The organism is Bacillus sp. TH30, assembly GCF_016650875.1.
Lineage (GTDB): Bacteria > Bacillota > Bacilli > Bacillales > Bacillaceae_G > Bacillus_A > Bacillus_A mycoides.
Genome location: NZ_JAEKEY010000002.1, coordinates 1,741,360 through 1,766,851, shown reverse-complemented (window position 1 = coordinate 1,766,851; position 25,492 = coordinate 1,741,360). Strand labels below are relative to the sequence as shown.

Genomic DNA, 25,492 nt, shown 5'->3' with positions numbered 1-25,492 from the left:
GTGAATGAAAAGAAAAAACGAGGAGTCTCCTCGTTTTTTAAGCTTTTGGCATTGGCGTAGGTGTTGGTTTTCCATATCCTTCTTTGTATTTATTATCAATATAATTACGAATTTCCAGCGTTGATTTTCCTTTTTGTTTCATCGAAGCAGATTCAACTGCGATTTCTAAGCAATTGACGCAAGTTGTTGCATGGGAATCCCAAACAACTTCACCATTCTTTTTGATTTCACGAATAAAGCAATTTTTATTATTTTTATGTCCTACACTTTCACCACAACCGCAGTAACAAGGAATCCAATTCAATAGTTCAGCATTTTGTCCAGCGACAGTATAGATGTCTTTCATTTGTGGATCAAGCTTGTCTAGGAAGGCCGGAAGTGTGTCGACTCCTTTTGTCTTTTCTTGAATGTCAGCTTGCTGAGTATGCGTGGCATGATCATGCTCTTCTTTTGATTCAGAAGATTTTTTGTCATTTGTACTAGTACTCCCGCATCCAACAAGAATTAGGCTCAGTACTGCAAGTAAAGAAAATACATACTTTTTCATTCGCTTGTCCCCTTTACAAATGTATTAACCAAATTGTATCAAATATCATGGTGTGTCGGGTGAAGATTTTTTCGACTGATTTTTGAAGCGCCATCGTAGTGAATGGATTAGAAATAAAATTGGGATATAAGCGTATACAATATATAAGCCGGCCTGAGAAAGTACGGTATTTAATGTATTGATGCTTTCCCTGTTTGTGAAAAACAGAGATGAAACAAATATAGTCGCGATAAACAATGGTAATGTAATGTTAAATGGTATGTGAAAAGAGTATTTACTAATACGACAAGAAGACCAAATGGTTAAACAAAGATTAGGTAAAATAATAAGAAACCAGATGAAAATAATAATGTATTCAAATCGCTGAATGAATGGGACTTTAATAATTTTTAGCATCGTTAAAGTAGGCCAAATTGTATGATGCAGTTGGCCCTGACTATAGTACATAAGGGAAACGATTGCTAGTACTACATATAAAATAGTTGTGAAAGCAATCCCGCCATGTGCCCATTTATGTAGTGATTTTCCCTTTTTAATAAGTGGGTAAAAGATAAGGATTGCTTCAAATCCAAGAAACTCTAATGCAGATGCTTTCGCTGAATATAGAATGTCTGCAGGTGAATGGGTGAAAATAGGTAAAATATTACGGACATGTGCGTATTTCATAGGGAAAACTAAGAAGAATAGTACGAAAATCGGTATTATGACGCCCCAAAAACACATTCCTGTTACAGAGCGGAAGCCGCCTTTTATTACGTAATACGTCACGAGTAAAAATAATAATGTTAATTTCCATGGCTTAATTGTAGGAAAGACCCATACTTGAATGACTTCAATATATGTACGAAGCACAGTAAGGCAAAATAAGAGAAGATATGCGGCAAAGCACATAGAGAAAAAGGTTCCAATCCATTTTCCGAAACATGTCGTATGAATGGTCATCAAATCATTGTCTTTATCTAACATTTTTAACATACAAAACAGTACGATATGAGTTAAAACACCCGCAACAATAAGGGAGATCCAAGAATCATAACCAGCATATTGTGCAATAACTCGTTGGTATCCTAACACGCCTACTCCAATTTGAAGAGAGTGTAATAAAAGAAATGTGAAATAAGGGGAAACAGTCATTGTTTTATTTTGCTCAGCCATTGTAACACCTCACTATTCTCCGATACCAGATTGCACAACATTGATTTGTACGTGAACAGCAACATCTACATTAGGGTACATTTCTTGAATTTGTTTTATAGTCCATTTTCTTGAATGACTACGAATTTCTTCCCGTATCCCTATCGGATCGACCTCTTTTTCTTGGAATTGTTTTATTAATTCGTTTAAATGTTTCTCAACTGTTTTTTCTACATGTTTTTTTATGTAAGTTATGTTTTCGTTTTTCGCTAAATCAAGCCAGCTTGGAGCGCTTTTTATGAGTCCATTTAATTTTAAGTGGATGTTAACTTTCGGAATGTCACCAGTATCGGAAATGTAACAAACGCTCTTTCCAGATAAGTTTTGAGTGGCAATTAATCCTTTATGGTTACCTTGCTGTATTGGAACTTCGTAACGACCATTTGTAGTTGGATTAAGGAGTAATTTCAATAAAAAAGATCCTTTTTTATCTGTGTACATAACCACTTTATCCTTTTTTAAAAAAGCGAGTCCTTTAATGGAAGCAGACTTGTCTTCATCAATTTCAATATAAGGAAGAAATGGATCGCATCCTGATGAATAAAAGTTATATAAAAAAATATTTAAAGCAGTCCGTGGAATCGTTTCGGCTTCTATGTTTTGCTCCAGTAAGTCAGACAGATAGAGTGATCCATTTGTTTTAATATGTTTGAGCAGTTTTTCTGTAGAACCGTCTACCAGTGCTAGTTGAACATCTCGACCAATATTAGGATCACGTTGCAAATTATTTATAATATCGCCAATTCCATATTCGCCAATGGATTTTCCAAAAAGCACAACACGCATTTGACCGACAGCGATAGTATGAGGCGATTTTGCATTTAGTCGTGAAGATATTGTTTCAATCGTGCCAGCAGTAGTTGACTGAGTTTCTGGTTTTGATTGAACGCCTTTTGTGTAATCGGGATATAAAATCGTCCCGCGAAATTGTTTGTCTTTCGTTATATCAAATCCACCTACATGAATCATTCGCTGTGTGTCTACTATATTCGGTTGTGTACAGCCGGATTGAAAAATTAAAATGATAATGGAAAAGCATAATAAAGTATTTTTCATTTCTCTTCACCATCATGTTTTTCTTTCGCTTTGTTTGGATCATAGCGCCATTTCTTTTTTGGTCTTAGAAAAGAGGAACGTCCAGCAGTTTGACTAAATGGCAAGCGAAGGAGCCCCTCTGCTGTCCCTAAACCGCGAAATGGATATAAAGGTAATAAATAAGGTGATCCAAGTGATTTTAAGCGAATTAAATGAGCTAATATGAATACGAATCCTACAATGAGGCCTAAGCCCCCAAATGCACCAGCTAAAAGAATAAGTGGAAATCGTAGTATCCGGATAGTAGAAGACATTTTTACAGTTGGTGTTGTAAAAGAAGCGAGTGCTGATAAAGCAACTGCAATTAATAAAATGGTACTCGTTAAAGCAGCCTGAACAGATGCTTGGCCAATTACAATCCCGCCAACGATGCCGATTGTTTGTCCAACTTTTGTAGGTAATCGTGCTCCAGCTTCACGGAGCAATTCGATTGTGATTTCTAAAAAAAGTGCTTCTAAAATGGGCGGAAAGGGTACATTAGCTCTTGAAAAAATAATCGGACCTAGTAAATCCGCAGGAATCATTTGATAGTGATACGTTAATACAGCTGTATAAATAGCTGATGAAAATAGCGAGAATGCTGCTCCGAAAAAGCGAACCATTCGAAGAAATGAGCCTGCTATCCATGGTAAATAATAATCTTCTGGAGAGACGAAGAAATCGAGTAATGTCGCTGGTCCAGCTAATGCGTAAGGTGAACCGTCTGTTAAAATGACGACTCCTCCATTCAATAATGCATAAACGGAGCGATCTAAACGCTCTGTAGGGAGTAAAACAGGGAAGGGAGAGTTGCTGTTATCACTAATAAACTGTTCAATCATAGTTGCATCGAAAGGAACATCAAAGTCAATGTCTTGTAGGCGCTGCATCGCAGTATTAACGTGCTGCTCATTCGTAATATCTTCGATGTAAGCAACTACGACTTTTGTTTTTGATATAGAACCAACTATAACTTCTTTGAAAACTAATTGTTCTGTGACGATATTTCGCCGAAGTAAGTGTATATTTGTATCGATATTCTCAACAAATCCGACTTTTGGACCGATGACACTATATTCATTTTCAGTATCGTTATATAGCCGTGTACCTAAAACGGAACTTTCAGCACGAATAAGTGCATATTCTGCGATTTGAGAATCATTTTTTAGTTGTATAAGTACATACCCACTTAATAATTTTTCACGAATGTCATCAATAGTAGGGCCAGTGATAATCTCCTCAAGTGTGACGATATTTGCTATATCACTTATATTTTCAATGTGATCTAATTCTCTTTTTATAGGTGTTAAAATGAATCGATTAATGAGGAGTGATTCAGCCGTAGATTTATAGTAAAACAAACATAATGTCCCATCTTCTACGATGTTATAAGAAACGAAATCACTCGATTCTTTCATAGTATGGATAAACTCTGGAATGGAACAGATTGTTTTTTTCTTCTTTTTAGACGATAAACGAAACATTTTCTCACCCCTTACTACATCATTTTCTTATGTTAGTTTTTGGGAAAGACGGGAATTTATACTTGAAAATTGAAAGTTCATAAAGAAAAGGAAGAGTATTGAATATCTCTTCCTTTTTGGCGTGTTAATTTGTTTTCTTTTCTTTAATGGACTTCGCTAATTTAATCATCTCTGCTCGTATATCTTCTCTTTTAACATTTAATTTTTCCGCAATTTGTTTAATATCCATCCCATCTTTTCTCATTTTTAGTACATCGTCAAGAGGGGTATTACTTTTTTGAGAGATGATTGTTAACACGGTAAATTGGCGTAAGCCAATGTTATATTCTTTCATTTTTTGTTTCAGTCCATCTGGTGTGGACTTTTGCATATTTGCTAATTTTTGCAGTAGTGCTTTTTTCGTTTCTTTATTCATATGATGCTTTTTCAATTTACTTGGGTCTACACCGAAATGCTCGGCTGTTTTCTCCCAAGATTTATTTTGCTTATAGTAAGCTAAAACGTCCTTAATTTCTTTTTTACTTATTCTTGCAATGTGGGCAGCTTTCCAAATTTCATGTTTATTATAGCCGAGTTTTTCGAGCGACTGCATTTCTTCTTCTGAAATAGGCTTATGATGGTGCATTGTTACTTCTTTTGGCGTGGCAGCGGAAGCAGGAAAGACAGATATCCCGCACAATAATGCTGCCATAGTCATACTTACTGCGATTTTCTTGTACATATAAACTCCTCCTAGATGGGTAATGTGGAAAACTTACACATATCATTTCCATAAAATGTGAAAAACTTGTGAACACACCAAGTTTTTTTATTCACAACGAGAAATTAATTTTTTAGCTGTTTTCCAACATAAAACATTGATTAATAGTGAAAAACTAGGTTATAATCGAAATTGAAAATCAATATCAATAACGGAATTATACATATAGATAAAAATAAGGGAGAGAAAAATATGACTACATATACTTCCATCGCAAATGTTATTAAAGAAAGACGTTCTGTTCGTACATTTACAGATAAAGCAGTAGAAAAAGAGCTATTAATTGAACTATTAAACGACGCAACATGGGCACCGAATCATAAACATCGTGAGCCATGGAATTGTAAATTATATATTGGAGAAGGCCGTCAGAAATTAGTAGACGCAGTATTAAACTCTTTCACAGAAGAAGAAAGAGCAAAACGCGGCAAAACTTTATCTGATCGTTTCTTAAGTACGCCTGCACAAATCGTTGTTTACATTGATGAAGATCCGCGTCAAATTCCACGTGACGAAGATTACGCTGCAACATGTGCATTTATGCAAAACTTCCAATTACTTGCTTGGGAACGCGGATTAGGCTGTGTTTGGAAATCAGGTGGATTAAACTACAATCCACTATTTATAGAAGGAATTGGTTTAACACGAGGCCAACGCATCATTGGAATTCTTCATATCGGCTATTTCGATAAAGCACCAGAAGGAAAAGCGCGTACGCCGATTACGGAGAAGATGGAGATTATTGAAGGTTAATTAGAAAGAGGCATTCTCGTTTTTTCGGGGGTGCCTTTTTATTATGCAATCAATCCTCATGAAAGCTTGTGCCTTATCATACACTTTCTTAAGGGAAAGTGTAAGGAGGGAAAATAATGAGAGCAAGTGACGATAAAGCACTACAATATGCGATTGCTGAAATTACGGAAATTGCGACTGGATTTGGTCTTGATTTTTATCCGATGCGCTATGAAGTATGTCCAGCGGAAATTATTTATACATTTGGTGCATATGGGATGCCGACGAGGTTTTCGCATTGGAGTTTTGGAAAGCAATTTTTCAGAATGAAATTACAATACGATTTGGGACTTAGTAAAATTTATGAACTCGTTATTAACTCTGATCCATGTTACGCCTTTTTATTAGATACGAATTCTTTAATTCAAAATAAATTAATCGTGGCGCACGTTTTAGCACATTGTGATTTCTTCAAAAATAATATTCGTTTCTCTAATACGAAACGCGATATGGTGGAGAGTATGGCAGCGACAGCAGATCGTGTGAAGGCGTATGAACATAAGTATGGAAGAGAAGAGGTAGAAACATTTTTAGATGCCGTACTTGCCATTCAAGAACATATTGATCCATCGCTTATGCGTCCGAAACTTGCTTGGAGTATTGGAGATTTAGAAGAGGATGTAGAAAAGAAAAAGATATCACAGTACGATGATTTATGGAATTTAGATGATCGAAACAAAAAGAGGGAACGACCTAATATGCATAAAAAGAAGAAAATCCCACCGCAGCCAGAAAAAGATTTACTCCTCTTTATTGAAGAATATAGCCGTGAGCTAGAAGAGTGGCAGCGCGACATATTAACGATGATGCGCGAGGAAATGTTATATTTCTGGCCACAGCTTGAAACGAAGATTATGAATGAAGGCTGGGCTTCCTTCTGGCATCAACGCATACTTCGTGAAATGGACTTAACATCTTCTGAAGCGATCGAATTCGCGAAGCTTAACGCAGGTGTCGTACAGCCATCAAAAACAAGTATTAATCCATACTACCTAGGTATTAAAATGTTCGAAGATATTGAAGAGCGCTATAATAACCCGACAGAAGAAATGAAGCGACGCGGTGTGAAGCCTGGTTCTGGTCGTGACAAAATCTTTGAAGTACGGGAAATTGAATGGGATGTATCGTTCCTAAGAAACTATTTAAATAAAAAACTTGTAATGAGAGAAGATATGTACTTATTCCAGCGCCAAGGAAAAGAATATAAAGTAATTGATAAAGAATGGGAGCATGTGCGTGATCAACTCGTAAATATGCGCACAAATGGAGGTTTCCCGTACTTAGTAGTAGAAGATGGAGACTACTTAAAGAACGGAGAATTGTACATTAAACATAGTTACGAAGGAATTGAGCTAGATTTAAAATACTTAGAAAAGGTATTACCGTACCTTCATCAGCTATGGGGAAGAACAGTGCATATGGAATCGATTGTGGAGAGTAAGGGCGTTGTGTTTTCTTATGATGGGAAAATGGTGCATCGGAAGTATGTGTGATGAAAAGAACGGACATAGAATGCTGTGTCCGTTCTTTTTTATTTGGAACAAAGTTAAATATGCTATTCTTGAAGAAAGGGATTTGTATATAGAAATGGAGCAATTCAAATGAGTAAAATAGGGGTATGTAAGGTGGATATTACGCCGCCTGTAGGTATTGATTTTGTCGGATATTATAGAGAGACAGGAATAAATAATATTGAAGAGCGTATTTATGGGACAGTTTTTGTATTTGAAAAAGATGAAATGAAAACTGTGTTTATAAGTATTGATAATATTGGGATGTTAGTAGAAGATACGAATATTATTCGTGAGCGAGTAGCTAGTGAGCTTCATGTGCCATTTGAGCGAATAACAGTTGTTTATACACATACACACTCTGGTCCGGAAACAGTTGGTAATCAACCTTTAGTAAAGTCGTATAAAACGATTTTAGTAAATAATGTAGTGCAGGGTGCTATTACTGCGAATAATAATATGCGGTCATGTGAAGTTGGGTGGGATGTTACGACAGGTGATATTGGAGTAAACCGAAGAGAGAGAACACCTGATGGAAAAGCAAAGATGGGCATAAATATAGAGGGTATTGTAGATAAAAGAATTGGTGTTTTAGCAATGAGAAATGCTGAGTCAAAGGAGTTAGCTGGGGTCATTGTATTTTGTACTGCTCATCCGAATGTTTTAAAAGGGGATAGCGATGTATTATCAGCAGATTATCCTGGAATGACGAGAGAGATTCTGGAGAAAATAGTAAACTGTCCTGTTATTATTGTTCAAGGTGCCACTGGAAATGTAAATGCGAAGTATCGAGGTTCACAGGAAGCATTAAAACAAATGGCTTACATGCTTAGTGGACATGTATTAACGATGTTGCCAATAGTTACATATAGCCCAATTGTAAATCTAAGAACTATTTCGACGATGATGCAAATGAAATTAAAGGGTATTCCAGAAATTGAAGAGATAAAAAGAATGGCCCAATTAGCTGAGAAGCAGTGGGGTGTGAATACTGACGAATGGCTTACTATCGTTTTAGATAAGCATAGGAGAAACATTAGGCACTTAAGTATTGATTTAGAAGTTCAATTGTTTCAAATTAATGATGGGATATTCTCTGGAATACCGATGGAACCTTTTTCAGAAACCACTTTAGAAATGAAAGAGAGTCTTCAAAATGAACTAGCTTTCTTTGGTGGCTATACGAATGGATATATTGGTTACTTACCGACAAAAGAAGAGTTTGCATATGGTGGGTATGAAGTGGAATTAAATCCTGTTGTGTATGGGCCGGTTACAAACTTGTTGATGCCGCCAGAGGAGAATACGGCGGGGTTGATCATGCAGAGGGTTATAGAATTATATAATGCATAAAATATGGGTATCCCATATATTTAAAACAAAATTTAAAGGAATCAATGATTTTAATAAAGCTGTAAAAAACGAATCCATTTTGAAAAAGAATAATCAAAGTGGATTCGTTTTTTATATGGAGTTTTTGTTTACCAAACAGGTCGTATGCTCGATGATAATTTTTCGGTATTTTCTTTAGTAACGAATGTTGTTAAACCCTCTTTAAGTATTTGCATTCGTTCGGCACCTATGTTTGCAATCCATCGTTGTTCTATTTCAGCTACTATTTCTTCTTTTGCTTTCATTACTGATAAACCACGCTCGGTTAAAACAATAATTTTACCTCTTTTATCAGTAGGATGCGTTTGGCGCGTGACATAACCACTGTTCTCAAGAGAATCTACCATTTTACTTATGGCTTGTTTTGAAACCCCTAAATATTCAGCTAGTTCTATACCGGTTGCTCCATTAGGAAGGATGCGTTTGAACATAAAACCATGCGCTGGCCTAATATCTTCAAATCCTAATTCACTTAATTTGTCATGTAGTTCAGTAATTAATGTGCTGAAAGATAGTGATAAAAGTGATGTAAGATCTAATTCGTTAAATGTTTGATGAGTCATGTATATAACCTCCTTACTTATAGTCAATCAAATTGACTATATGATAGTAATAGAACAAATAATGATTTATCTAAATAAAATCAATGAATTATGGAGGTTTCACATGGTTAATATCGTTAAAATTAGAGGGAGTGTATTTGCACCGTATGCTTTGCTGAAACCTATTCAGGATCCTGCGACGGGAAGAGTGTTTGAATATGCCGGAGATGCACGTGAATTTACACCATACGCTGTGAACACAAAGCGTTCAAGATTAGAACAAGAAGTGGTTGTTGATTTTTATAAAAGAGAAATTTTCACATATGCAGATGCTTGTATCGTTACTGTGAAAATTACAAATCCAGATGGCTCAATTGAGTATCAAAAAGGAGAAACAAGTACAGAAAACATTGCATGTACAAATATTGTATGGAGTGAAGATGAAGTTTCATTTGAAATGAAAGCAAGTGCAAGTAATCCGTTAAACGCGGCAGCACCTGCAGCTGATTATTTTTTGACTATACGATTTAATGAAAGTGGTACTGTGCATGTTGAAGGTTTACATGATGGTTTTCCTTGCTATGAATTTTATAAACAAATCGACTTTGGTTCATTTGAATTAATATATACACATGATTTCAGGAAAACGGATGATACCCCAGCAGCACTAGCTGGAGAAATGGAATATAGCTTTAAAACGAAAATCTAGATATAAATATAGCGCTATTTTTTAGAAGGAAGTAGCAAACGTAAAAGAGAAAGCTATTGGTTCTAGGATTGAAATTGTGGTCTATTTTATTCAATAGTATGCAGTATATAAAATTAGAATTACAGGGGTGTTTCTTATGACGAATATCGTTAAAATTAGAGCCAGTGTATTTATTCCAATGTCTTGGACAGAACCGCGGAAGGATGTACAAACAGGGAAAGTAATCCAATTCGAAGGTGATTCACGTGAATTTACACCACATGCGGTAAATACTATGCGCTCTAGAGTTGAGCAAGAGGTAGTAGTGGACTTTTATAAAGAAGAAGTGTTTTCATATGCAAACACGGGTATTACGACAGAGAAGGTCACAAATCCAGATGGTTCTGTGAATAAAAGAACAGGAAAAGCGAGTACTGAAAATATTGTGTGTACGGATATTTCATGGAATTCTGACGGTGTGCAATTCAAAATGAGTGCAAGCGCTAGTAATCCGTTAAATGTGTATGCCCCTCCTGTGGACTATTTATTAACTGTATGTGTGAACAGGGATGGTAGTATCAATATTCAAGGAGAACATGATGGATTCCCTTGTTTCGAATTTTATAAGCAAGTAGATTTCGGTTCATTTGAACAAATTTATACACATGATTTTAGAGAAACTGGTGATACACCTGAAGCGTTAGGTGGAGAAATGGATTATAGTTTTGCAAAGAGATTATAGGAAGTATGACAATGGAACGAGGGGTTACTTCATTCGTAAATGAAATGAATTTTTTGTAGTAGATATATTGTATTAGTCATATTATCCCCATGTTTGAAGCTCGTATAGTTACAAATATGGGATAAAAAGAAATGTGAGGAATGTATATGACAGTGAAAATTAGAGTTTATTCTGATTTTATTTGTCCATTTTGTTTTTTAGCTACTGCCCCTTTAGATGGGGTGCAAAGGAAAAAGATGTAGAAATAGAATGGATGCCACTTGAATTACGCCCTATCCCGCATCCTAAAGTTAATCCATGGACATTGCCTTATGTGATAGAAGTTTGGAGCTCGTTCATTCATTCTACTGCTAAAAAATTAGGAATAGAAATGAAATTACCTCGTTTATCGCGTCCGTATACGCACTTTGCATTTGAAGGTTATTAATTTGCAAAGGAACAGGGAAAAGGAAATGAATTCCATCATAGAGTATTTATTGCATTTTCCAAGAAGAAAAAATATTGAAGTGTGAACAAAACTGGCGGAGGAAGTAGGCCTTTCGCATGATGTATTTAAAGAGGCATTACTATCACGAAAATACCGAGAAATACATCAAGAAGCTATAAAACATGCTATGAAAGAAGTAGAAATTCAGGCTGTTCCAACGTTCGTTATTGGTGACGAAGTTATTCAAGGGTTTGTTAACAAAGAGAGGCTAGTAAATGTTTGGTCATAATAAAATCGTTTAAAAATTAATAGAGTTATTCAATTTCTTCTGATGGTAATAATAAAGTAATTTAAAAGTGAAAATATTTGTTTGAAAAATACGGTTACTCATTTGCGATATTTACGTACCATGAAACAACTAATTACACTGTCTACAACTGAAATTCTCTTTGATTTCGAATGCCTTACAAACAAAATATTAGCACAAATGTTCGTGTGACGGTATAATTATAAGTATCTTAAAATTAAAGGAGGTCTTGCCTTATGAGTCAAAGAATTTCCTACTATGATGTTGCACCTGATGGCATGAAAATTATGATGGATATGGAGAAGTACACAAAGAAGTCTACAATTAATCGAATTACTAGAGAACTTATAAAGATTAGAGTCTCTCAAATTAACGGTTGTGCTTTCTGCATAGATATGCATACATCCGATGCTCGTAAGATGGGTGAAACCGAACAACGAATTTATTGTTTGAATGCTTGGAATGAATGTGATTTTTATACACCTGAAGAGAAAGTTGCTCTTGAACTATCTGAGCATATTACTCTAATTCCTACTAAAAGAGTTCCTGAAGACCTATATAAGCGAGTACGTGAACACTATGACGAGAAACAATATGTTGACCTTGTTTTGGTAATCAATCAAATCAACAGTTGGAATAGAATTTCTATTGCAATGGGAAATACAGCAACTAAAAAATAATTGCTCTCAACGAACGGAAAATAAGAATAAAATTAAAGATGTTTAAAAAATCACAATACGGTCGTTTCATTTTTCTTTATTACGCAGTTATCATAAACTGTGACATAACCAAATTTATAAAAGTTATTGTTTCATCCTTTATAACTTTTATAATAATATTATCTTGAAACACGAAGGGACTGAACTATGCGCAGATATCAATATCTTGACCCCAAAATAAAAACATAATGGAGGTAAAAATATTGATTACAGAACTACAAACCGAAAGATTAGTTTTAAGAAAAATGAAAGCATCAGACTCAGCTAGCATGTTTAAAATTTGGTCTGATCCAGAAGTTACAAAATTTATGAATATCAATAGTTTTACTGATGAAAGCCAAGCGGTAGATATGATTGAAATGCTTGATAAGCTATCTCGGGAAAACAGAGCTATTCGTTATTCGATAATTGAATTAGAATCAAATGAAATTATCGGTTCTTGTGGTTATAATTCATTTGATTTCAAAAACGCCAAAGCAGAAATTGGTTACGATATTAGTAAAGCTTTTTGGGGTAAGGGATATGCGCCAGAAGCCATTCTCTCTTTAATGGATTATGCGTTTAGTACTTTAGAATTCAATAGAATAGAAGCAAAAGTTGAATCTGAAAACATTAATTCAATAAAAGTCTTACAAAAGTTAAACTTTACATTCGAAGGGACAATGAGAAAGTGTGAAAAATCTAATGAAAAGTTTATTGATCTAAGTATTTATTCAAAATTAATAACAGATTAACTTATATTGCTTAGCCTATATTCCTTAAAATGTAGGCTATTCTTATATCTTCTATTTCAAAGTTTAAATAATTTAATAAGTCGAACAGTATTTGTTTACACTTCATTATAAACTATACACTACCGTATTTTTAAACAACTTTATTATTGAAATGGAACAGTTTAACAACGTAGCAATGCGGATTCACGCCCTCAAAATTAAACAACTTTATTATTAGTCAGTAAAGGCTGTCGATTAAGAGTTAGAAAAGGGTAAAGAGAATAAATTAGATGGACTACAATGCAGTGCATTTTTACTATACCCTAGAAGGTTTGACAAAAAAACAAACCGCTTTGCAATATACCCTTAAGGGTATATGATATTATACAAAGTTATAAAGTAATGTATAATATAGTTATAATTACGGAGGTGGTCTACAGTGGAATATAATCAAGATATGAAAAATAGATTGAAACGTATTGAAGGTCAAGTTCGTGGTGTGCTTCGCATGATGGAAGAGGGAAAAGATTGCCGAGATGTTATTACACAGTTAACTGCATCCCGTTCTGCGCTAGATCGTACAATTGGACTCGTTGTGGGAACAAATTTAGAGCAATGTTTGCGCGAGCAGTTTGAAACAGGTAATGGATCAAATGAAGAATTAATTAAAGAAGCAGTTCAATTACTTGTAAAAAGCCGATAATCTGTCAAACATATGTGTTGACAGATTTTCAAAAACATTCTAAGATACCCCTACAGGTATATGTATATTGATTAGGGAGGAAATGATTATGAGTATAAAAGTTGATACGAGTTTAGACTGTAAAGGATTGGCTTGTCCGATGCCAATTGTGAAGACGAAAAAGGCGATGGAAAGGTTGGCATCAGGGCAAGTTATTGAAATAGAGGCGACGGATAAAGGTTCTACGCTAGATATTCAAAGTTGGTCAAATAAAGTAGGGCATCAATATATTGGAACGAAACAAGAGGGAGATATATTGAAGCATTATGTACGAAAAGCCCACGAACATGAAGTAAATGAAGTTGTGAAGTATCCTCATACAATTACGAATACGGAATTACAAGCTATATTATCTCACGGAGAAGAGTGCATCGTACTAGATGTTCGCGAAGAAGCGGAATTTGCTTTTGGTCATATTCCATCGGCCATTTCGGTGCCATTAGGTAAGTTAGACAGTGCAGTTTTAGATCAGGAAAAGCAAATATATGTTATTTGCCGAACAGGTAACCGCAGTGATGTAGCTTGCCAAATGTTGAAAGAGAAAGGGTATTCAAATGTAAAAAATGTCATTCCAGGTATGTTAGAGTGGCAGGGGAATATAGAGAAGTAAATTTTTTTAAAACGAAATATACCGTGGGGGGTAAAAAGATGAGTGTTAAACCGTTACATGCAAAAGATGTTGCAGAGAAAGTTTTATTCGGAGAGTTGTTTATTTTAGATGTTCGTAATGAAGCGGATTATGAAGATTGGAAAATTGAAGGGAAACAAATTTCTTCAATGAATAAACCGTATTTTGATTTATTAGATGGTGTAGAACATATTGTAGATGAATTGCCGAGAGAGAAAGAGATTTTAGTTGTATGTGCGAAAGAGGGATCTTCTCAGTTCGTCGCAGAGCAATTGTTACATGCTGGTTTCAATAATGTTTACTATTTAGCTGGCGGTATGAAAGCTTGGAGTGAATATGTAAAGCCGTTAAAAGTAGGAGATGTACAGGGCGGAGGAAGTATATATCAATTTAATCGTCTTGGAAAAGGATGTTTATCTTATATGGTAGTTTCAAACGGTGAAGCAGCAGTCATTGATGCGGTGAGAACGATTGAAGCATACGAAGATTTTGCAAAAGAGCACGGAGCTACTATTACGAATGTAATGGATACACATCTACATGCAGATCATATTTCTGGTGGGCGTAAGTTAGCTGAAAAAGTAGGCGGTACGTATTGGTTACCTCCAAAAGATGCGGAGGAAGTGGTTTTCTCTTATGAACCGTTTGTAGAAAGTACTGTTATTACGGTGGGGGGTACCCTAATTCATATTGATTCGCTATACTCACCAGGGCATACGATTGGAAGTACATCATTTATTATTGATGAGACGTATTTATTATCAGGGGACATATTATTTGTAGATTCAATTGGCCGTCCAGATCTTGCTGGAAAGGCTGAAGATTGGGTGAGTGATTTACGAAATACTTTATATAAACGTTATAAGGAATTATCTCAAGATTTAATTGTTTTACCGGCTCATTATTCAAAAATAAGTGAAATGGATGAGAAAGGTATTGTGCGTGCGAACCTACAAAATCTATTCAAGGAGAATGTAGGATTAAATATTGCCGATGAGGTAGAGTTTCGTAAAACGGTGACAGAGAATTTACCGCCTCAGCCAAATGCATATGAAGAAATTCGTCAAACGAATATGGGGAAAATTCATCCGAATGTGGAAGAAGAGCGTGAAATGGAGATTGGTCCAAATCGCTGTGCAGTTCATGATTCACTATAAAATAACAAACTGGAGGAATAGATGATGAATGTAAAACAAGTATTAGATGCGAAAGGTTTAGCATGTCCAATGCCGATTGTAAGAACGAAGAAAGCGATGGATACTTTACAAACTGGAGAAGTGTTAGAAGTACATGTAACGGATAAAGGATCAGTAAAAGATATTCCAGCATGGTCAAAAACAGGCGGTCATGAAATAGTAAAGCATAATATAGAAGACGATGTGCTGAAGTTTTGGATTAAGAAGGCGTAGTGAAGAACTAGTTTTGTAAAGGCGGAGAGGTTGTTTATATGAATACAATATTAAGTACGCTTTTCATTGTAATTGCTGTATGGTTTGTTATTTCACGTTTTTTACCGGTGAAAGGTGTTCAAAATATAAATGGAAAAGAATTAAAGAGTATAGTGGGAAAACAGGGAAAGCAGTTTATCGATGTTCGTACAGTAGGTGAATATAGAGGAAATCATATGAAGGGATTTCAGAATATCCCGCTAAATGAGTTAGCTAGTAGAGCAAATCAATTAGATAAAAATAAGGAAATAATCGTTATTTGTCAGAGCGGGATGAGGAGTAAGCAAGCAGCAAAAGTATTAAAAAAATTAGGGTTTCAGCGCGTTATCAATGTTTCAGGCGGTATGAACGTTTTGTAAGGGGAAAGTAGTATCAGGTGTAGCTAGATAATTTGAGCCTTTTTACAATTTTAAAAATACCCCTATAGGTAATTAGGAGGAAAACAACATGGAACAACAGAAGAAAACAACAATCGTTTTATTTAGTGGAGATTATGATAAAGCGATGGCAGCTTATATTATTGCAAATGGTTCAGCAGCGTACGATCATGAAGTGACTATTTTTCATACTTTCTGGGGTTTAAATGCTCTTAGGAAAGATGAGCATGTGAAAGTAAAGAAAACATTTATAGAGAAAGTGTTTGGAAAAATGATGCCGCGCGGCGCTGATAAGATGGGATTATCAAAAATGAATTTTGCTGGTATGGGGCCAAAGATGATTAAAGGCATTATGAAGAAGCACAATGCGATGCCTTTACCAGATTTAATGGATTTGGCGAAAGAACAGGGAATTAAACTTGTAGCTTGTCAAATGACAGTAGATTTATTAGGGTTAAAAGAGGAAGAGATTATGGAAGGGGTAGAATTTGCTGGGGTAGGAGCATATTTAGCAGATGCTTCGGATGGAAATGTAAATTTATTTATTTAAATTACCTTCTTTTTAGAAGGCGAGGGGTACAATATGAGTTTAACAGTGCTACTATTTATTATTGGGTTTATAGGGTCATTCATATCAGGGATGGTTGGAATTGGCGGTGCAATCATTAATTATCCAATGATCTTATACATTCCAGTATTGCTAGGATTTGCTGGATATACATCACATGAAGTGAGTGGTATTACAGCGATTCAAGTATTCTTTGCAACTTTTGCAGGCGCGTGGGCGTACAGGAAAAGTAACGATATGGATAAAACTTTAGTTGTGTATATGGGAGCTAGTATATTAATAGGAAGCTTTGTAGGTAGTTTTAGTGCGAATCTATTAAATGAGCATGCTGTAAACGTTGTTTACACATTACTAGCTACTATTGCGGCTATTATGATGTTTATACCGAAGCGAAGCAATCGTAAGGGGACAGAAGGAATTACGTACAATAAGTGGCTCGCTAGTTTGTTAGCGTTTATTGTAGGAAGTGTTTCCGGCATTATTGGGGCTGGTGGTGCATTTCTTTTAGTACCGATTATGCTAGTTGTTTTAAAACTACCGATACGTACAACAATAGCAACATCTATCGCTATTACTTTTATTTCCTCGATAGGAATTACTACTGGGAAAGTGATTACTGGACAAATAGTTGTTATTCCGGCTCTTATAGTTGCGATAGCAAGTTTATTTGCCGCTCCTCTTGGAGTGAGAGTAGGGAAGAGAGTGAATCAAAAAGTTTTGCAGTATGTATTATCTATTTTAATTGTAGGAACTGCGATAAAGATGTGGATCGATATGATATTGAAGTAAAAGGATGGTGCTGCTTGCAGCCCATCCTTTTATTTTATGCCCAAATAACTTTCATTAAGTTTTTATATTCATCGTTTGCCAATTTATATAGCATTCTCGTATGTTCAAAGACAAGTGCAGGATTAAAGTTTGGTTCTGAGAATGCAAGAGATGTTGAAATATCAATTGCATTTTGTTTGTTTAAAGTGAATTTTGCAAATCGATAAGATGTGTTTAATTCATTGATGACATGTAAAATGTCATTTTTTGATGTTGAATCAGGTACAAGAGCAACATTGAAGCAGTATATATCCACAGCAGGATGTTCGCTTTGGAAAGCAGCGATAAGTTGAATCTTTGCGCCAGCTTCTGTTTCTAACCCTACTGAAAAATGTACCGAACCATCATTTTCATCTATATTTTCTTCCATGTATATATCGTTTGATTTTAAGTACTCTTTAAAATCTGAAATGTTATGTTTTACTGCAGCTTTCATATGTGTGAGCCCCCTGATAATTGGAATAGATTACTATTATTTATTATAATTTAAAAATATTAAAAAAGATAGTTGGAAAGTTCTGATTTTTTGTTTTGAAAGCATTAAAAAGAAGCAGTGCTCTACCTCCATAGAGCACTGCTTCACTTTATTCATTGTCATTAGACGATGTTTCTGTATCTTCACTGTTATTCTTATTTTGAGTTTTATCGTTACTTGATTCGCGTTCACTCGTATTTTCAGACTTAGATTCTTTTGTTTTCTCTGAGCTTGTTTTTTTTGAATCAGAATCAGAATCAGATTTTGTATAGGCAGGTAGTCCAAGGTGACTACGAAGTTCGTTTGTAACATTAGCTAATTCTTTTTTATCTGGATTGTAGTAGTAAGTTCGGCCACCACCAGATGACTTACTGCATGTATCATCACCTTTTGCCATGTAACAATCTTCACCTTCAATTTGTAATTTCTCAATTGAAGAATCTGCTCCATATTTATAGAATGAAAGCATATCGTCGAATGTTAAGTTTGTAACGAATTGTCCGTTAATATCATCAATGATGTTACCAACTTTTGTTACGGATCCGACGCTTGTTAGTTTCTTTAAAATGGCTTCGATAACGAGTTGCTGACGTTGACCACGCATCGCATCACTATCAATGTGCCTTGTTCTAGCAAGAGCAAGAGCTTCTTCACTATTTAACTTTTGAACACCTTTTTTCAGGTGAATTGCTTCGGCGTTATCATTACTATCTTGTTCAGTAAACTCAACTGGTACGTCAACTTCAATGCCGCCTAAATCATCAACGATTTTCATGAATGATTTAAAGTTGAATTTTACAAAGTAATCGACGGGAACATTCATTAATTTTTCAACTGCATCAATACTAGCTTGTGGTCCACCATCTTTTCCGTTTTTAGTAGAACCAAATGCATGAGCGTGTGTAATTTTATCTTTTTTCTTTTCTACTGGAATATAAGTATATGTGTCTCGTGGAATACTTAATAGTTTTACAGTTTTGCTATCTTTATTAAAGGTTGCAAGTAATAGTGCATCCGTTCTTATAGCTTCACCATATTCTTTCCCACGGACATCGCTTTCATCAACACCCATTATTAAGACAGAGACGTTATTTGTAATAGGTTTTACAGCTTTATCACGTAAATCAGATTTATCACCGCGCGCTAGATCGTGAGCGGCATTTCGAACAGCAGAAGATGCTTTATTTACTAAAAACCATGTATAACCGCCACCTATTATTAAAACTAATAGAATAACGCTTATAATAATTTTTGTTTTTTTCTTACTATTTTTCGGTTTAGTTCGTGTATTTTCTTGTAAAGATGGGTTTTGCTCCATTTCTTGTACTCCTTCATTTGGATTGAAATACGACACTCATATCCACTTATTATAATGAAATTTAGCGAAAAAAAACATTACAAATCATTTACATTTCGTAAAAATTCAATTTATTTATAAAAAGTTAGATTTTCTATATTTTATTTTTGAGATGTAGAATAAGTATAAGTTGTTTTAGTAGAAATGAAAATATGTAATGTGAGAAAGTGATAGAGAAGTAAGATTTGTTGAAATATAGCCAAGAAGATGTGATTAGCTGTATATATACTTCTTATATAATAAAGAAAGATTTTACGGATGAAGGAGAGAGCATAATGAATCATACATCATTCCGAGCAATTGTTGTGAAAGAAAAAGAAAATAATCAATTTGAAAGAAAGCTTGTTGAGAGAGAAATTAATAGTTTACCTGAAGGAGACGTATTAATACGTGTTTATTATTCTTCATTAAATTATAAAGATGCCCTTTCAGCTACTGGTAATAAAGGTGTAACGAGAACATATCCTCATACACCAGGTATCGATGCAGCGGGAGAGGTAGTTAGTAGTGAAAATAACGTCTTTCAGGAAGGCGATCAAGTTATTGTAACTGGATATGATTTAGGTATGAATACTTCTGGTGGTTTCGGAGAATATATTCGCGTGCCATCATCTTGGGTTGTTCCTTTACCAAAAGAAATGTCTTTGAAGGAAAGTATGATGTACGGGACAGCCGGCTTTACAGCTGCCCTATCGGTATATAAGCTTATTAGAGCGGGAATTACGCCTAGTATGGGAGATGTTTTAGTAACGGGTGCTACGGGCGGAGTAGGCAGTGTAGCAGTTAGCATTTTAGCGAAGCTAGGATATAACGTAGTAGGATCAACTGGGAAAATGGAAGAGGAACAGATGCTGCTACGTTTAGGTGCAAAAAAGATGATTCATCGCGCGGAGTTGAGTGATGAATCAGGAAGACCGATGCTTAAAGGAATATACGCTGGGGTTGTCGATACCGTAGGCGGAAGCATGTTAGAAAGTTCTTTAAAGGTAGTTAAGTATGGAGGCTGTGTAACAACGTGTGGTAACGTAGCAGGGCATGAATTAAATACAACTGTATACCCATTCATATTACGAGGGATTAGCCTTTTAGGAATAGATTCAGTTCAATGTCCAGTAGATGTGAGAAGAGACGTGTGGGCATTGCTAGCAGGTGAGTGGAAAAATTCAGAGCTATTATCTTATACAGAAGAATGTACATTAAAAGAATTAGATGAGAAGTTTGCACTTATACTGCAAGGAAAGTTAAAAGGAAGAACGGTTGTAAAGATGAAATGAAAAAAGAGACGCTTAAATTAGCGTCTCTTTCCTATTATAATGATTGTTTTAAATTTACTTTTCCTTGTTCACCTAAAACACCATCAGCGATATTTACAGCGTGATCACCGATACGCTCTAAGTTACTTACCATATCAACGTAGATGATGCTTGCATCACCTGAACAGCTACGTTCGTTCAGACGTAACACATGGCGTTTACGTAAAACACGTTCCATTTGGTCAATTTTACGTTCTTTTGCAATAACAGTTTGAGCTAGTTCAGTGTCAAAGTTTGTTAAAGCATTGATTGCATCTTGTAATGTTGAAATTGTTAATTCAAGCATTTCATTTAATTCAGCTAGTGCTTCATCTGATAGTGAAACGCGGTTTGAAATTTGGAAATCTACAAGTTCTACCAGGTTTTCTACATGATCACCGACACGTTCAATATCTCCAACAACACCTGCTAAAACTGAATGTTTTTCAGAGTCTGTAGGTGAAAGTGGTTTTTCTGATAGTAAAACTAAATACTCAATAATTTTTTTATCTAAATTGTTAATAGCTCCTTCTAATTGAGTAGCCATGTCAGCATGTTTTTTATCTTGTGTATTTAAAAATTGGTTTGCTTCTTTTAATCCATGTAATGAAAACTCAGCCATACGAATGATTTCTTTTTGAGCTTCTGTTAAAGCGATAGCTGGAGATTGCTCAATAAAGATTGGATTTAAATGTTGCGGTTTGAAGTTAATAGATGCATCTTCACCACGAATAATTTTTGTTACAATCCAGGCTAATACTGCAATGAATGGGAACTGAATGATTGTATTCGTTACGTTAAACGTCCCGTGTGCAAATGCAATTGTCATTTCTGGATTTAAGTTTAATGACGTTTGGAAATATTGAATTAAACTTGTAAATGGTATTAATATAATCGTAAAGATAATGGTACCGATAATATTAAAGATAACGTGAACTAATGCTGCACGTCTTGCTGCAATTGAAGTACCGATTGCTGCTAATACGGCTGTAATTGTCGTACCGATGTTATCACCGAACAATACAGGAAGAGCAGCTTGTAAATCGATTGCACCTTGACCGAATAGTTCTTGCAAAATACCGATTGTCGCACTTGAACTTTGTACAATTAAAGTGAAGACTGTACCAACAACAATTCCTAAAATTGGATTATCACTCATGCTAACCATTAACTCTTGGAATGACTCTAAAGAACGAAGAGGTTTCATACCTGCGCTCATTAATTCTAAACCGAAGAATAACATACCAAAACCGAATACAACTTGACCTACAGAATGTACTTTTTTATTTTTAAAGAAGAATAGTAAGATTGCTCCAACTGCCATAATTGGGAGAGCGTATTCTCCGATTTTAATCCCGATAATAAATGCAGTAACTGTCGTACCGATGTTCGCACCCATAATAACACCAATTGCTTGTCTTAATGTCATAAATCCGGCACTTACAAGTCCGACTGTTAAAGCGGTTGTTCCTGAACTTGATTGAATTAATACTGTAACTAACATACCTGCTAGTACACCCATAAGAGGGTTTGTTGTAAAACGATCTAGAATATCGCGAAGACGATCTCCAGCTGCTTGTTGCAGTCCATCGCCCATGTATTTAATCCCGAATAAGAAAATACCTAATCCACCAATGAACTGGAAGATCATATCTTGAATATTGTATTCCACGCATTCCACTCCTTAAATTTCATGTACGATGTAATTATTAACTAAACCTTGAGGCACTGTAAACGGTTTATCAGTAAAATTTACACTAAATTTACAAAGGGATAAAAAGTTTACAAATCTTTAAAGAAACACCTGGATTTAATTGGTTTTTTAGATGATATATCTGATCGGTTTGTAAAGAAGTCACATTTATCACACTATTTGTGGATAGTAAAAATAGGTGAAGGGAAACTACCCAACTGGGTATGTAGATTGGAATTTTATTTTGTTATGATGATGGTTCTTTGCATATTTTTTGATTAAAGTTAGAAAAATATGTAGGGAAACGGGGGAGGTTTGAAATGGATTTATTTAATGAGAGTAAAAAACGATTAAATTATTTTAAACTGTTTTCTTTTGAGATGCTCGCAACAATAAAAAAAGAGCAATTCGCATATGAATTTGCTCTGCTTTTTTATGTTAAAAACTTTCGGTGCTTTGCATTTTAACAATTATGCAAAGTGTTTTTTCTTTATTTAGAATCGTCATTATGCTCCATAGTTATGACGACATTTCCCTTCTTATGTCCTTTTTCAACATATATGTGAGCTTCAATAATTTCCTCAAAAGTGTATTGCCTATCAATGACCACTTTTATTTTACCGTTCTCAACAAGTTCTTTAAGGAAATTTAATGCTTCGGAAGTTTCAGGTGCGTTTTGACTTAATATGAGTTTCACGTGACTTGTCAATTTAGTCCAGAGCATTTGAGCACTTGGTAACGGTTCAACGATATTTATATAGGTACCATCTTCCTTTAACATTTTAATACACTCTGAAAAGGAGCTCCTGTTTACCGCTTCAAAGATAACATCATAAGTTTCGTCTGTAGTAGAAAAATTTTTTGTGGTGTAATCAATTACTTCGTCAGCTCCTAGAGATTTGACCAATTCTAAATTGGAGCTACTGCACACACCTGTAACTGTTGCGCCGAAATACTTGGAAATTTGTACTGCATAACTTCCGACACTTCCAGAAGCTCCGTAAATAAGAATGTTTTGACCGCTTTGAACGTTAGCTTTCCTAAGGAAAAACAAAGCTGTACGTGCTCCAATTGGGATGGCTGCGGCTTCTTCATAGGATATATTGGAGGGCTTCATGCACACTGCTCCACCTTCAGGTAGACAGATATACTCAGCATAAGAACCAAAATTTACTTGGGTAGCTGCAAAAACTTGGTCTCCTTTTTTAAATCGTGTGACGTCTTTTCCTACCGATTCAACTTCACCAGCCAATTCCATTCCGAGTATTTGTTTTTTCGGTTGCTTAAAGCCAAGTGCGATTCGAGCGGGTAGCCAAACAGAAGAGGGAACCGTAAAACTTCGTGAGCGAATATCTCCTGCTGTTACGGTTGTCGCTTTTATTTTTACTAGTATTTCATTGTCCTTAGGAGCAGGTTTTTCTATCTCTTTCATTTGAAGAACGTCGGGGAGACCGTATTTTGTATATACTATTGCTTTCATTAATATTTCCTCCAATTCGTTCTATATTAATATCATACGAACAACATGAATAAATAGAACAGCGTTCACTCTTCAATACAATGCAAAAAGCAGTGTGATTTTTTTAGGAATCCACTGCTTTTTACAAATGTGTATACATGATTTTTTGGTCCAAGTACTTCGAAAAAGAACCAATTAGCATTACCCAACGGCTTTTTCTTTTGTTTTATCCCCCTGTTTTTGCTTCCGTAAGCTTGTGATGTAAATGAAAAGAAAAGCGATAAGTAATAGAGAGGAATATCGATATACAGTTGCATAGTTGGTAAAGTGTGCAATGAATCCAAAAATAATTGCTCCAGCACCAATTCCAAGATCAAATGCTGAGAAGAATGTTGCTGTTGCTACTCCTCTCCGGTGCGGTGCTACTCGGTCAATCATCCATGCTTGTAGTGCCGGTTGAATTGCTCCGAAACCACTGCCGTAGCACGCTGCGGCAATAATTAAACTCGGAATTGTAGTTGTATACGACAGCAAGATAATACCTGTAAACGTAATAATAACTCCTGGAATGATGACGAATGTATGGCCTTTCGTATCATATAATCTTCCAGAAAACGGGCGAGTTACAGCGATTGCAAGTGCGTTAAATAAAAAGAAGAGACTGATATCAGCAATCCCGACTTCTGTAGCAAATAATGTGATAAAGCTCCCAATTCCCCCGTACATTAATGTAATACATAATATTAATAGTGAAGGAAGTAAAGCTTTACGCTCAATAAACCCATCAAGAAAGGTACCAGATGTTTGCTGTGGTGGTTGCGGCGATTTTTTGATTTGAAGTAGTTTCGTTAATATTAATGAAACTATTGTGCATGAAAGTGCACATAAAAAAAGAATCGTGAAGTTATATGCTTGCATAAGCCAAAGTCCGATAAGCGGACCGAGCGCCATGGCGATAGTTCCAGAAAGACCGAAATACCCCATGCCTTCACCGCGGCGAGCTTGCGGAATTAAATCTGAAACGACAGTTCCGTATGTAGTCGTTGTAATACCAAAACCAGCTCCGTGTAAAATTCGAACGGCAAGCAATAGGAAAACGGTTGAAGCGAAAAGATAACTGCCCATAGCGAGTAAACAAATAGCGGTACCGATCATTAAAATGATTTTTTTGTTGAATTTCTGCAAGGCATTTCCAGTTAGCGGCCTAATAAAAAGTGCTGCAACGGTAAACATGCCGACAACGAATCCGATATTTGAACTTGTGCCCCCAATTTCTTTCACATAAACAGGTAAAGTTGGAATTAACATTTGAAATCCTAAAAACATACATAAGTTTGCTAGAATTAGCGCAATAAACTCTTTCGTCCATAACGGTTCTCGTTTTACGAGTATTGCCTCTCCCATATATTCATCCCCTATATAAAAGTTTTCCCGCTATTTGCGGGCAGTAAAACTCCCACCTCAAAATCCGGCTGGAGCAAAGAAGTTAGGTGGGAGATCAGCTGCCCGTAAACGCCCGATTGGTGAAGGCTAATAATCAGTGGGGGATGAACAAAACCCCACACTGATTAAAGTTTCACTTTATCTCTGTTCTTTCGAGTATATGTATTGGTCAACGTAACAGTCAAGGAAGGTGCCTTGAAAACGTATAACAATTTTCAAGGAAAAAAAACTGACAAATTTGTGGAAAGACTACACAACTATGAAAAAAAGATGTAAAGTATAGATGTATA

26 protein-coding genes and 1 pseudogene are annotated in these 25,492 nt (G+C 35.5%); 16 read left to right on the top strand and 11 right to left on the bottom strand.

What is annotated here, in order from left to right:
• Positions 1-37: 37 nt before the first annotated feature.
• The 5 genes from JFU20_RS11290 to JFU20_RS11270 all read right to left on the bottom strand — a co-directional run bounded on the left by JFU20_RS11290 (position 38) and on the right by JFU20_RS11270 (position 5,020).
• Positions 38-547, bottom strand: coding sequence for a PCYCGC domain-containing protein (locus JFU20_RS11290; protein WP_002010700.1), 510 nt, complete (start codon positions 545-547; stop codon positions 38-40).
• 45 nt (positions 548-592) lie between these two features.
• A complete protein-coding gene (locus JFU20_RS11285; RefSeq protein WP_002010702.1) occupies positions 593-1,702 on the bottom strand; it encodes a GerAB/ArcD/ProY family transporter in 1,110 nt (369 codons plus the stop codon).
• A gap of 12 nt (positions 1,703-1,714) precedes the next feature.
• Entirely contained in the window at positions 1,715-2,797 is a 1,083-nt protein-coding gene (gene gerYC / locus JFU20_RS11280) for a spore germination protein GerYC (protein WP_002166346.1), read from the bottom strand.
• Positions 2,794-4,299: a spore germination protein gene (locus tag JFU20_RS11275; protein ID WP_033715639.1), complete on the bottom strand. Its 1,506-nt coding sequence runs from the start codon at positions 4,297-4,299 to the stop codon at positions 2,794-2,796. Before JFU20_RS11275 ends, gerYC begins: the two co-directional genes overlap by 4 nt.
• Positions 4,300-4,423: 124 nt before the next feature.
• Entirely contained in the window at positions 4,424-5,020 is a 597-nt protein-coding gene (locus JFU20_RS11270) for a hypothetical protein (RefSeq protein ID WP_002010709.1), read from the bottom strand.
• Between the two features lie 231 nt (positions 5,021-5,251).
• Here JFU20_RS11270 and JFU20_RS11265 point away from each other — a divergent pair, with 231 nt between their 5' ends.
• The 3 genes from JFU20_RS11265 (at position 5,252) to JFU20_RS11255 (ending at position 8,715) form a co-directional block, all read left to right on the top strand.
• On the top strand, positions 5,252-5,812 hold the full coding sequence (locus JFU20_RS11265) for a nitroreductase family protein (protein WP_002166344.1): 561 nt from the start codon (positions 5,252-5,254) through the stop codon (positions 5,810-5,812).
• A gap of 116 nt (positions 5,813-5,928) precedes the next feature.
• Positions 5,929-7,344, top strand: coding sequence for a stage V sporulation protein SpoVR (gene spoVR / locus JFU20_RS11260; protein ID WP_001202725.1), 1,416 nt, complete (start codon positions 5,929-5,931; stop codon positions 7,342-7,344).
• A 108-nt stretch (positions 7,345-7,452) separates the two neighbouring features.
• Positions 7,453-8,715: a neutral/alkaline non-lysosomal ceramidase N-terminal domain-containing protein gene (locus JFU20_RS11255; RefSeq protein WP_201038631.1), complete on the top strand. Its 1,263-nt coding sequence runs from the start codon at positions 7,453-7,455 to the stop codon at positions 8,713-8,715.
• A 128-nt stretch (positions 8,716-8,843) separates the two neighbouring features.
• On the opposite strand, the gene JFU20_RS11250 is transcribed toward JFU20_RS11255, so the two are convergent.
• On the bottom strand, positions 8,844-9,317 hold the full coding sequence (locus JFU20_RS11250; protein ID WP_002010714.1) for a MarR family winged helix-turn-helix transcriptional regulator: 474 nt from the start codon (positions 9,315-9,317) through the stop codon (positions 8,844-8,846).
• A gap of 103 nt (positions 9,318-9,420) precedes the next feature.
• On the opposite strand from JFU20_RS11250, the gene JFU20_RS11245 reads away from it, so the two are divergent.
• The 12 genes and pseudogenes from JFU20_RS11245 (at position 9,421) to JFU20_RS11190 (ending at position 17,444) form a co-directional block, all read left to right on the top strand.
• Positions 9,421-10,005 (top strand): DUF3238 domain-containing protein, encoded by a 585-nt coding sequence (locus tag JFU20_RS11245; RefSeq protein WP_002010716.1) that lies wholly within the window; start codon positions 9,421-9,423, stop codon positions 10,003-10,005.
• Between the two features lie 136 nt (positions 10,006-10,141).
• Positions 10,142-10,726, top strand: coding sequence for a DUF3238 domain-containing protein (locus JFU20_RS11240; RefSeq protein WP_002010717.1), 585 nt, complete (start codon positions 10,142-10,144; stop codon positions 10,724-10,726).
• 146 nt (positions 10,727-10,872) lie between these two features.
• Positions 10,873-11,442, top strand: a pseudogene (locus JFU20_RS11235) (DsbA family oxidoreductase).
• A 254-nt stretch (positions 11,443-11,696) separates the two neighbouring features.
• Positions 11,697-12,140, top strand: coding sequence for a carboxymuconolactone decarboxylase family protein (locus JFU20_RS11230; protein WP_002010721.1), 444 nt, complete (start codon positions 11,697-11,699; stop codon positions 12,138-12,140).
• A 242-nt stretch (positions 12,141-12,382) separates the two neighbouring features.
• A complete protein-coding gene (locus JFU20_RS11225) occupies positions 12,383-12,913 on the top strand; it encodes a GNAT family N-acetyltransferase (RefSeq protein ID WP_078179829.1) in 531 nt (176 codons plus the stop codon).
• A 418-nt stretch (positions 12,914-13,331) separates the two neighbouring features.
• The gene (locus JFU20_RS11220) at positions 13,332-13,595 is read left to right on the top strand and encodes a metal-sensitive transcriptional regulator (protein ID WP_000456201.1); all 264 of its coding nucleotides are present in this window, start codon (positions 13,332-13,334) and stop codon (positions 13,593-13,595) included.
• 88 nt (positions 13,596-13,683) lie between these two features.
• Positions 13,684-14,244 (top strand): sulfurtransferase TusA family protein, encoded by a 561-nt coding sequence (locus JFU20_RS11215; protein ID WP_002166340.1) that lies wholly within the window; start codon positions 13,684-13,686, stop codon positions 14,242-14,244.
• A 38-nt stretch (positions 14,245-14,282) separates the two neighbouring features.
• Entirely contained in the window at positions 14,283-15,419 is a 1,137-nt protein-coding gene (locus JFU20_RS11210) for an MBL fold metallo-hydrolase (protein ID WP_201038630.1), read from the top strand.
• 21 nt (positions 15,420-15,440) lie between these two features.
• Positions 15,441-15,671 (top strand): sulfurtransferase TusA family protein, encoded by a 231-nt coding sequence (locus JFU20_RS11205; RefSeq protein ID WP_002010727.1) that lies wholly within the window; start codon positions 15,441-15,443, stop codon positions 15,669-15,671.
• Between the two features lie 38 nt (positions 15,672-15,709).
• Complete coding sequence (locus JFU20_RS11200) at positions 15,710-16,069, top strand: rhodanese-like domain-containing protein (protein ID WP_002010729.1); 360 nt, start codon at positions 15,710-15,712, stop codon at positions 16,067-16,069.
• Positions 16,070-16,157: 88 nt separating this feature from the next.
• Positions 16,158-16,637 carry a DsrE/DsrF/DrsH-like family protein gene (locus JFU20_RS11195; RefSeq protein ID WP_002010731.1) on the top strand — a complete coding sequence of 160 codons (480 nt, stop codon included), beginning with the start codon at positions 16,158-16,160 and terminating at the stop codon, positions 16,635-16,637.
• Positions 16,638-16,670: 33 nt separating this feature from the next.
• Positions 16,671-17,444 carry a sulfite exporter TauE/SafE family protein gene (locus JFU20_RS11190; protein WP_002010733.1) on the top strand — a complete coding sequence of 258 codons (774 nt, stop codon included), beginning with the start codon at positions 16,671-16,673 and terminating at the stop codon, positions 17,442-17,444.
• 34 nt (positions 17,445-17,478) lie between these two features.
• Here the strand turns inward: JFU20_RS11190 and JFU20_RS11185 are convergent, their stop codons facing one another.
• Both JFU20_RS11185 and JFU20_RS11180 read right to left on the bottom strand, forming a co-directional pair.
• Positions 17,479-17,919, bottom strand: a complete 441-nt coding sequence (locus JFU20_RS11185; protein WP_002010734.1) for a hypothetical protein — start codon at positions 17,917-17,919, stop codon at positions 17,479-17,481.
• 148 nt (positions 17,920-18,067) lie between these two features.
• A complete protein-coding gene (locus tag JFU20_RS11180; RefSeq protein ID WP_201038629.1) occupies positions 18,068-19,276 on the bottom strand; it encodes an LCP family protein in 1,209 nt (402 codons plus the stop codon).
• 314 nt (positions 19,277-19,590) lie between these two features.
• Here JFU20_RS11180 and JFU20_RS11175 point away from each other — a divergent pair, with 314 nt between their 5' ends.
• Complete coding sequence (locus tag JFU20_RS11175; RefSeq protein WP_002166338.1) at positions 19,591-20,589, top strand: YhdH/YhfP family quinone oxidoreductase; 999 nt, start codon at positions 19,591-19,593, stop codon at positions 20,587-20,589.
• 34 nt (positions 20,590-20,623) lie between these two features.
• Here JFU20_RS11175 and JFU20_RS11170 read toward each other — a convergent pair whose 3' ends face one another.
• The 3 genes from JFU20_RS11170 to JFU20_RS11160 form a co-directional block, all read right to left on the bottom strand.
• Positions 20,624-22,279, bottom strand: coding sequence for a Na/Pi cotransporter family protein (locus tag JFU20_RS11170; RefSeq protein ID WP_002010739.1), 1,656 nt, complete (start codon positions 22,277-22,279; stop codon positions 20,624-20,626).
• A gap of 511 nt (positions 22,280-22,790) precedes the next feature.
• Positions 22,791-23,780: an NAD(P)-dependent alcohol dehydrogenase gene (locus tag JFU20_RS11165; protein WP_002010743.1), complete on the bottom strand. Its 990-nt coding sequence runs from the start codon at positions 23,778-23,780 to the stop codon at positions 22,791-22,793.
• Between the two features lie 180 nt (positions 23,781-23,960).
• On the bottom strand, positions 23,961-25,163 hold the full coding sequence (locus JFU20_RS11160; protein WP_002010745.1) for an MFS transporter: 1,203 nt from the start codon (positions 25,161-25,163) through the stop codon (positions 23,961-23,963).
• Between the last annotated feature and the right edge of the window lie 329 nt (positions 25,164-25,492).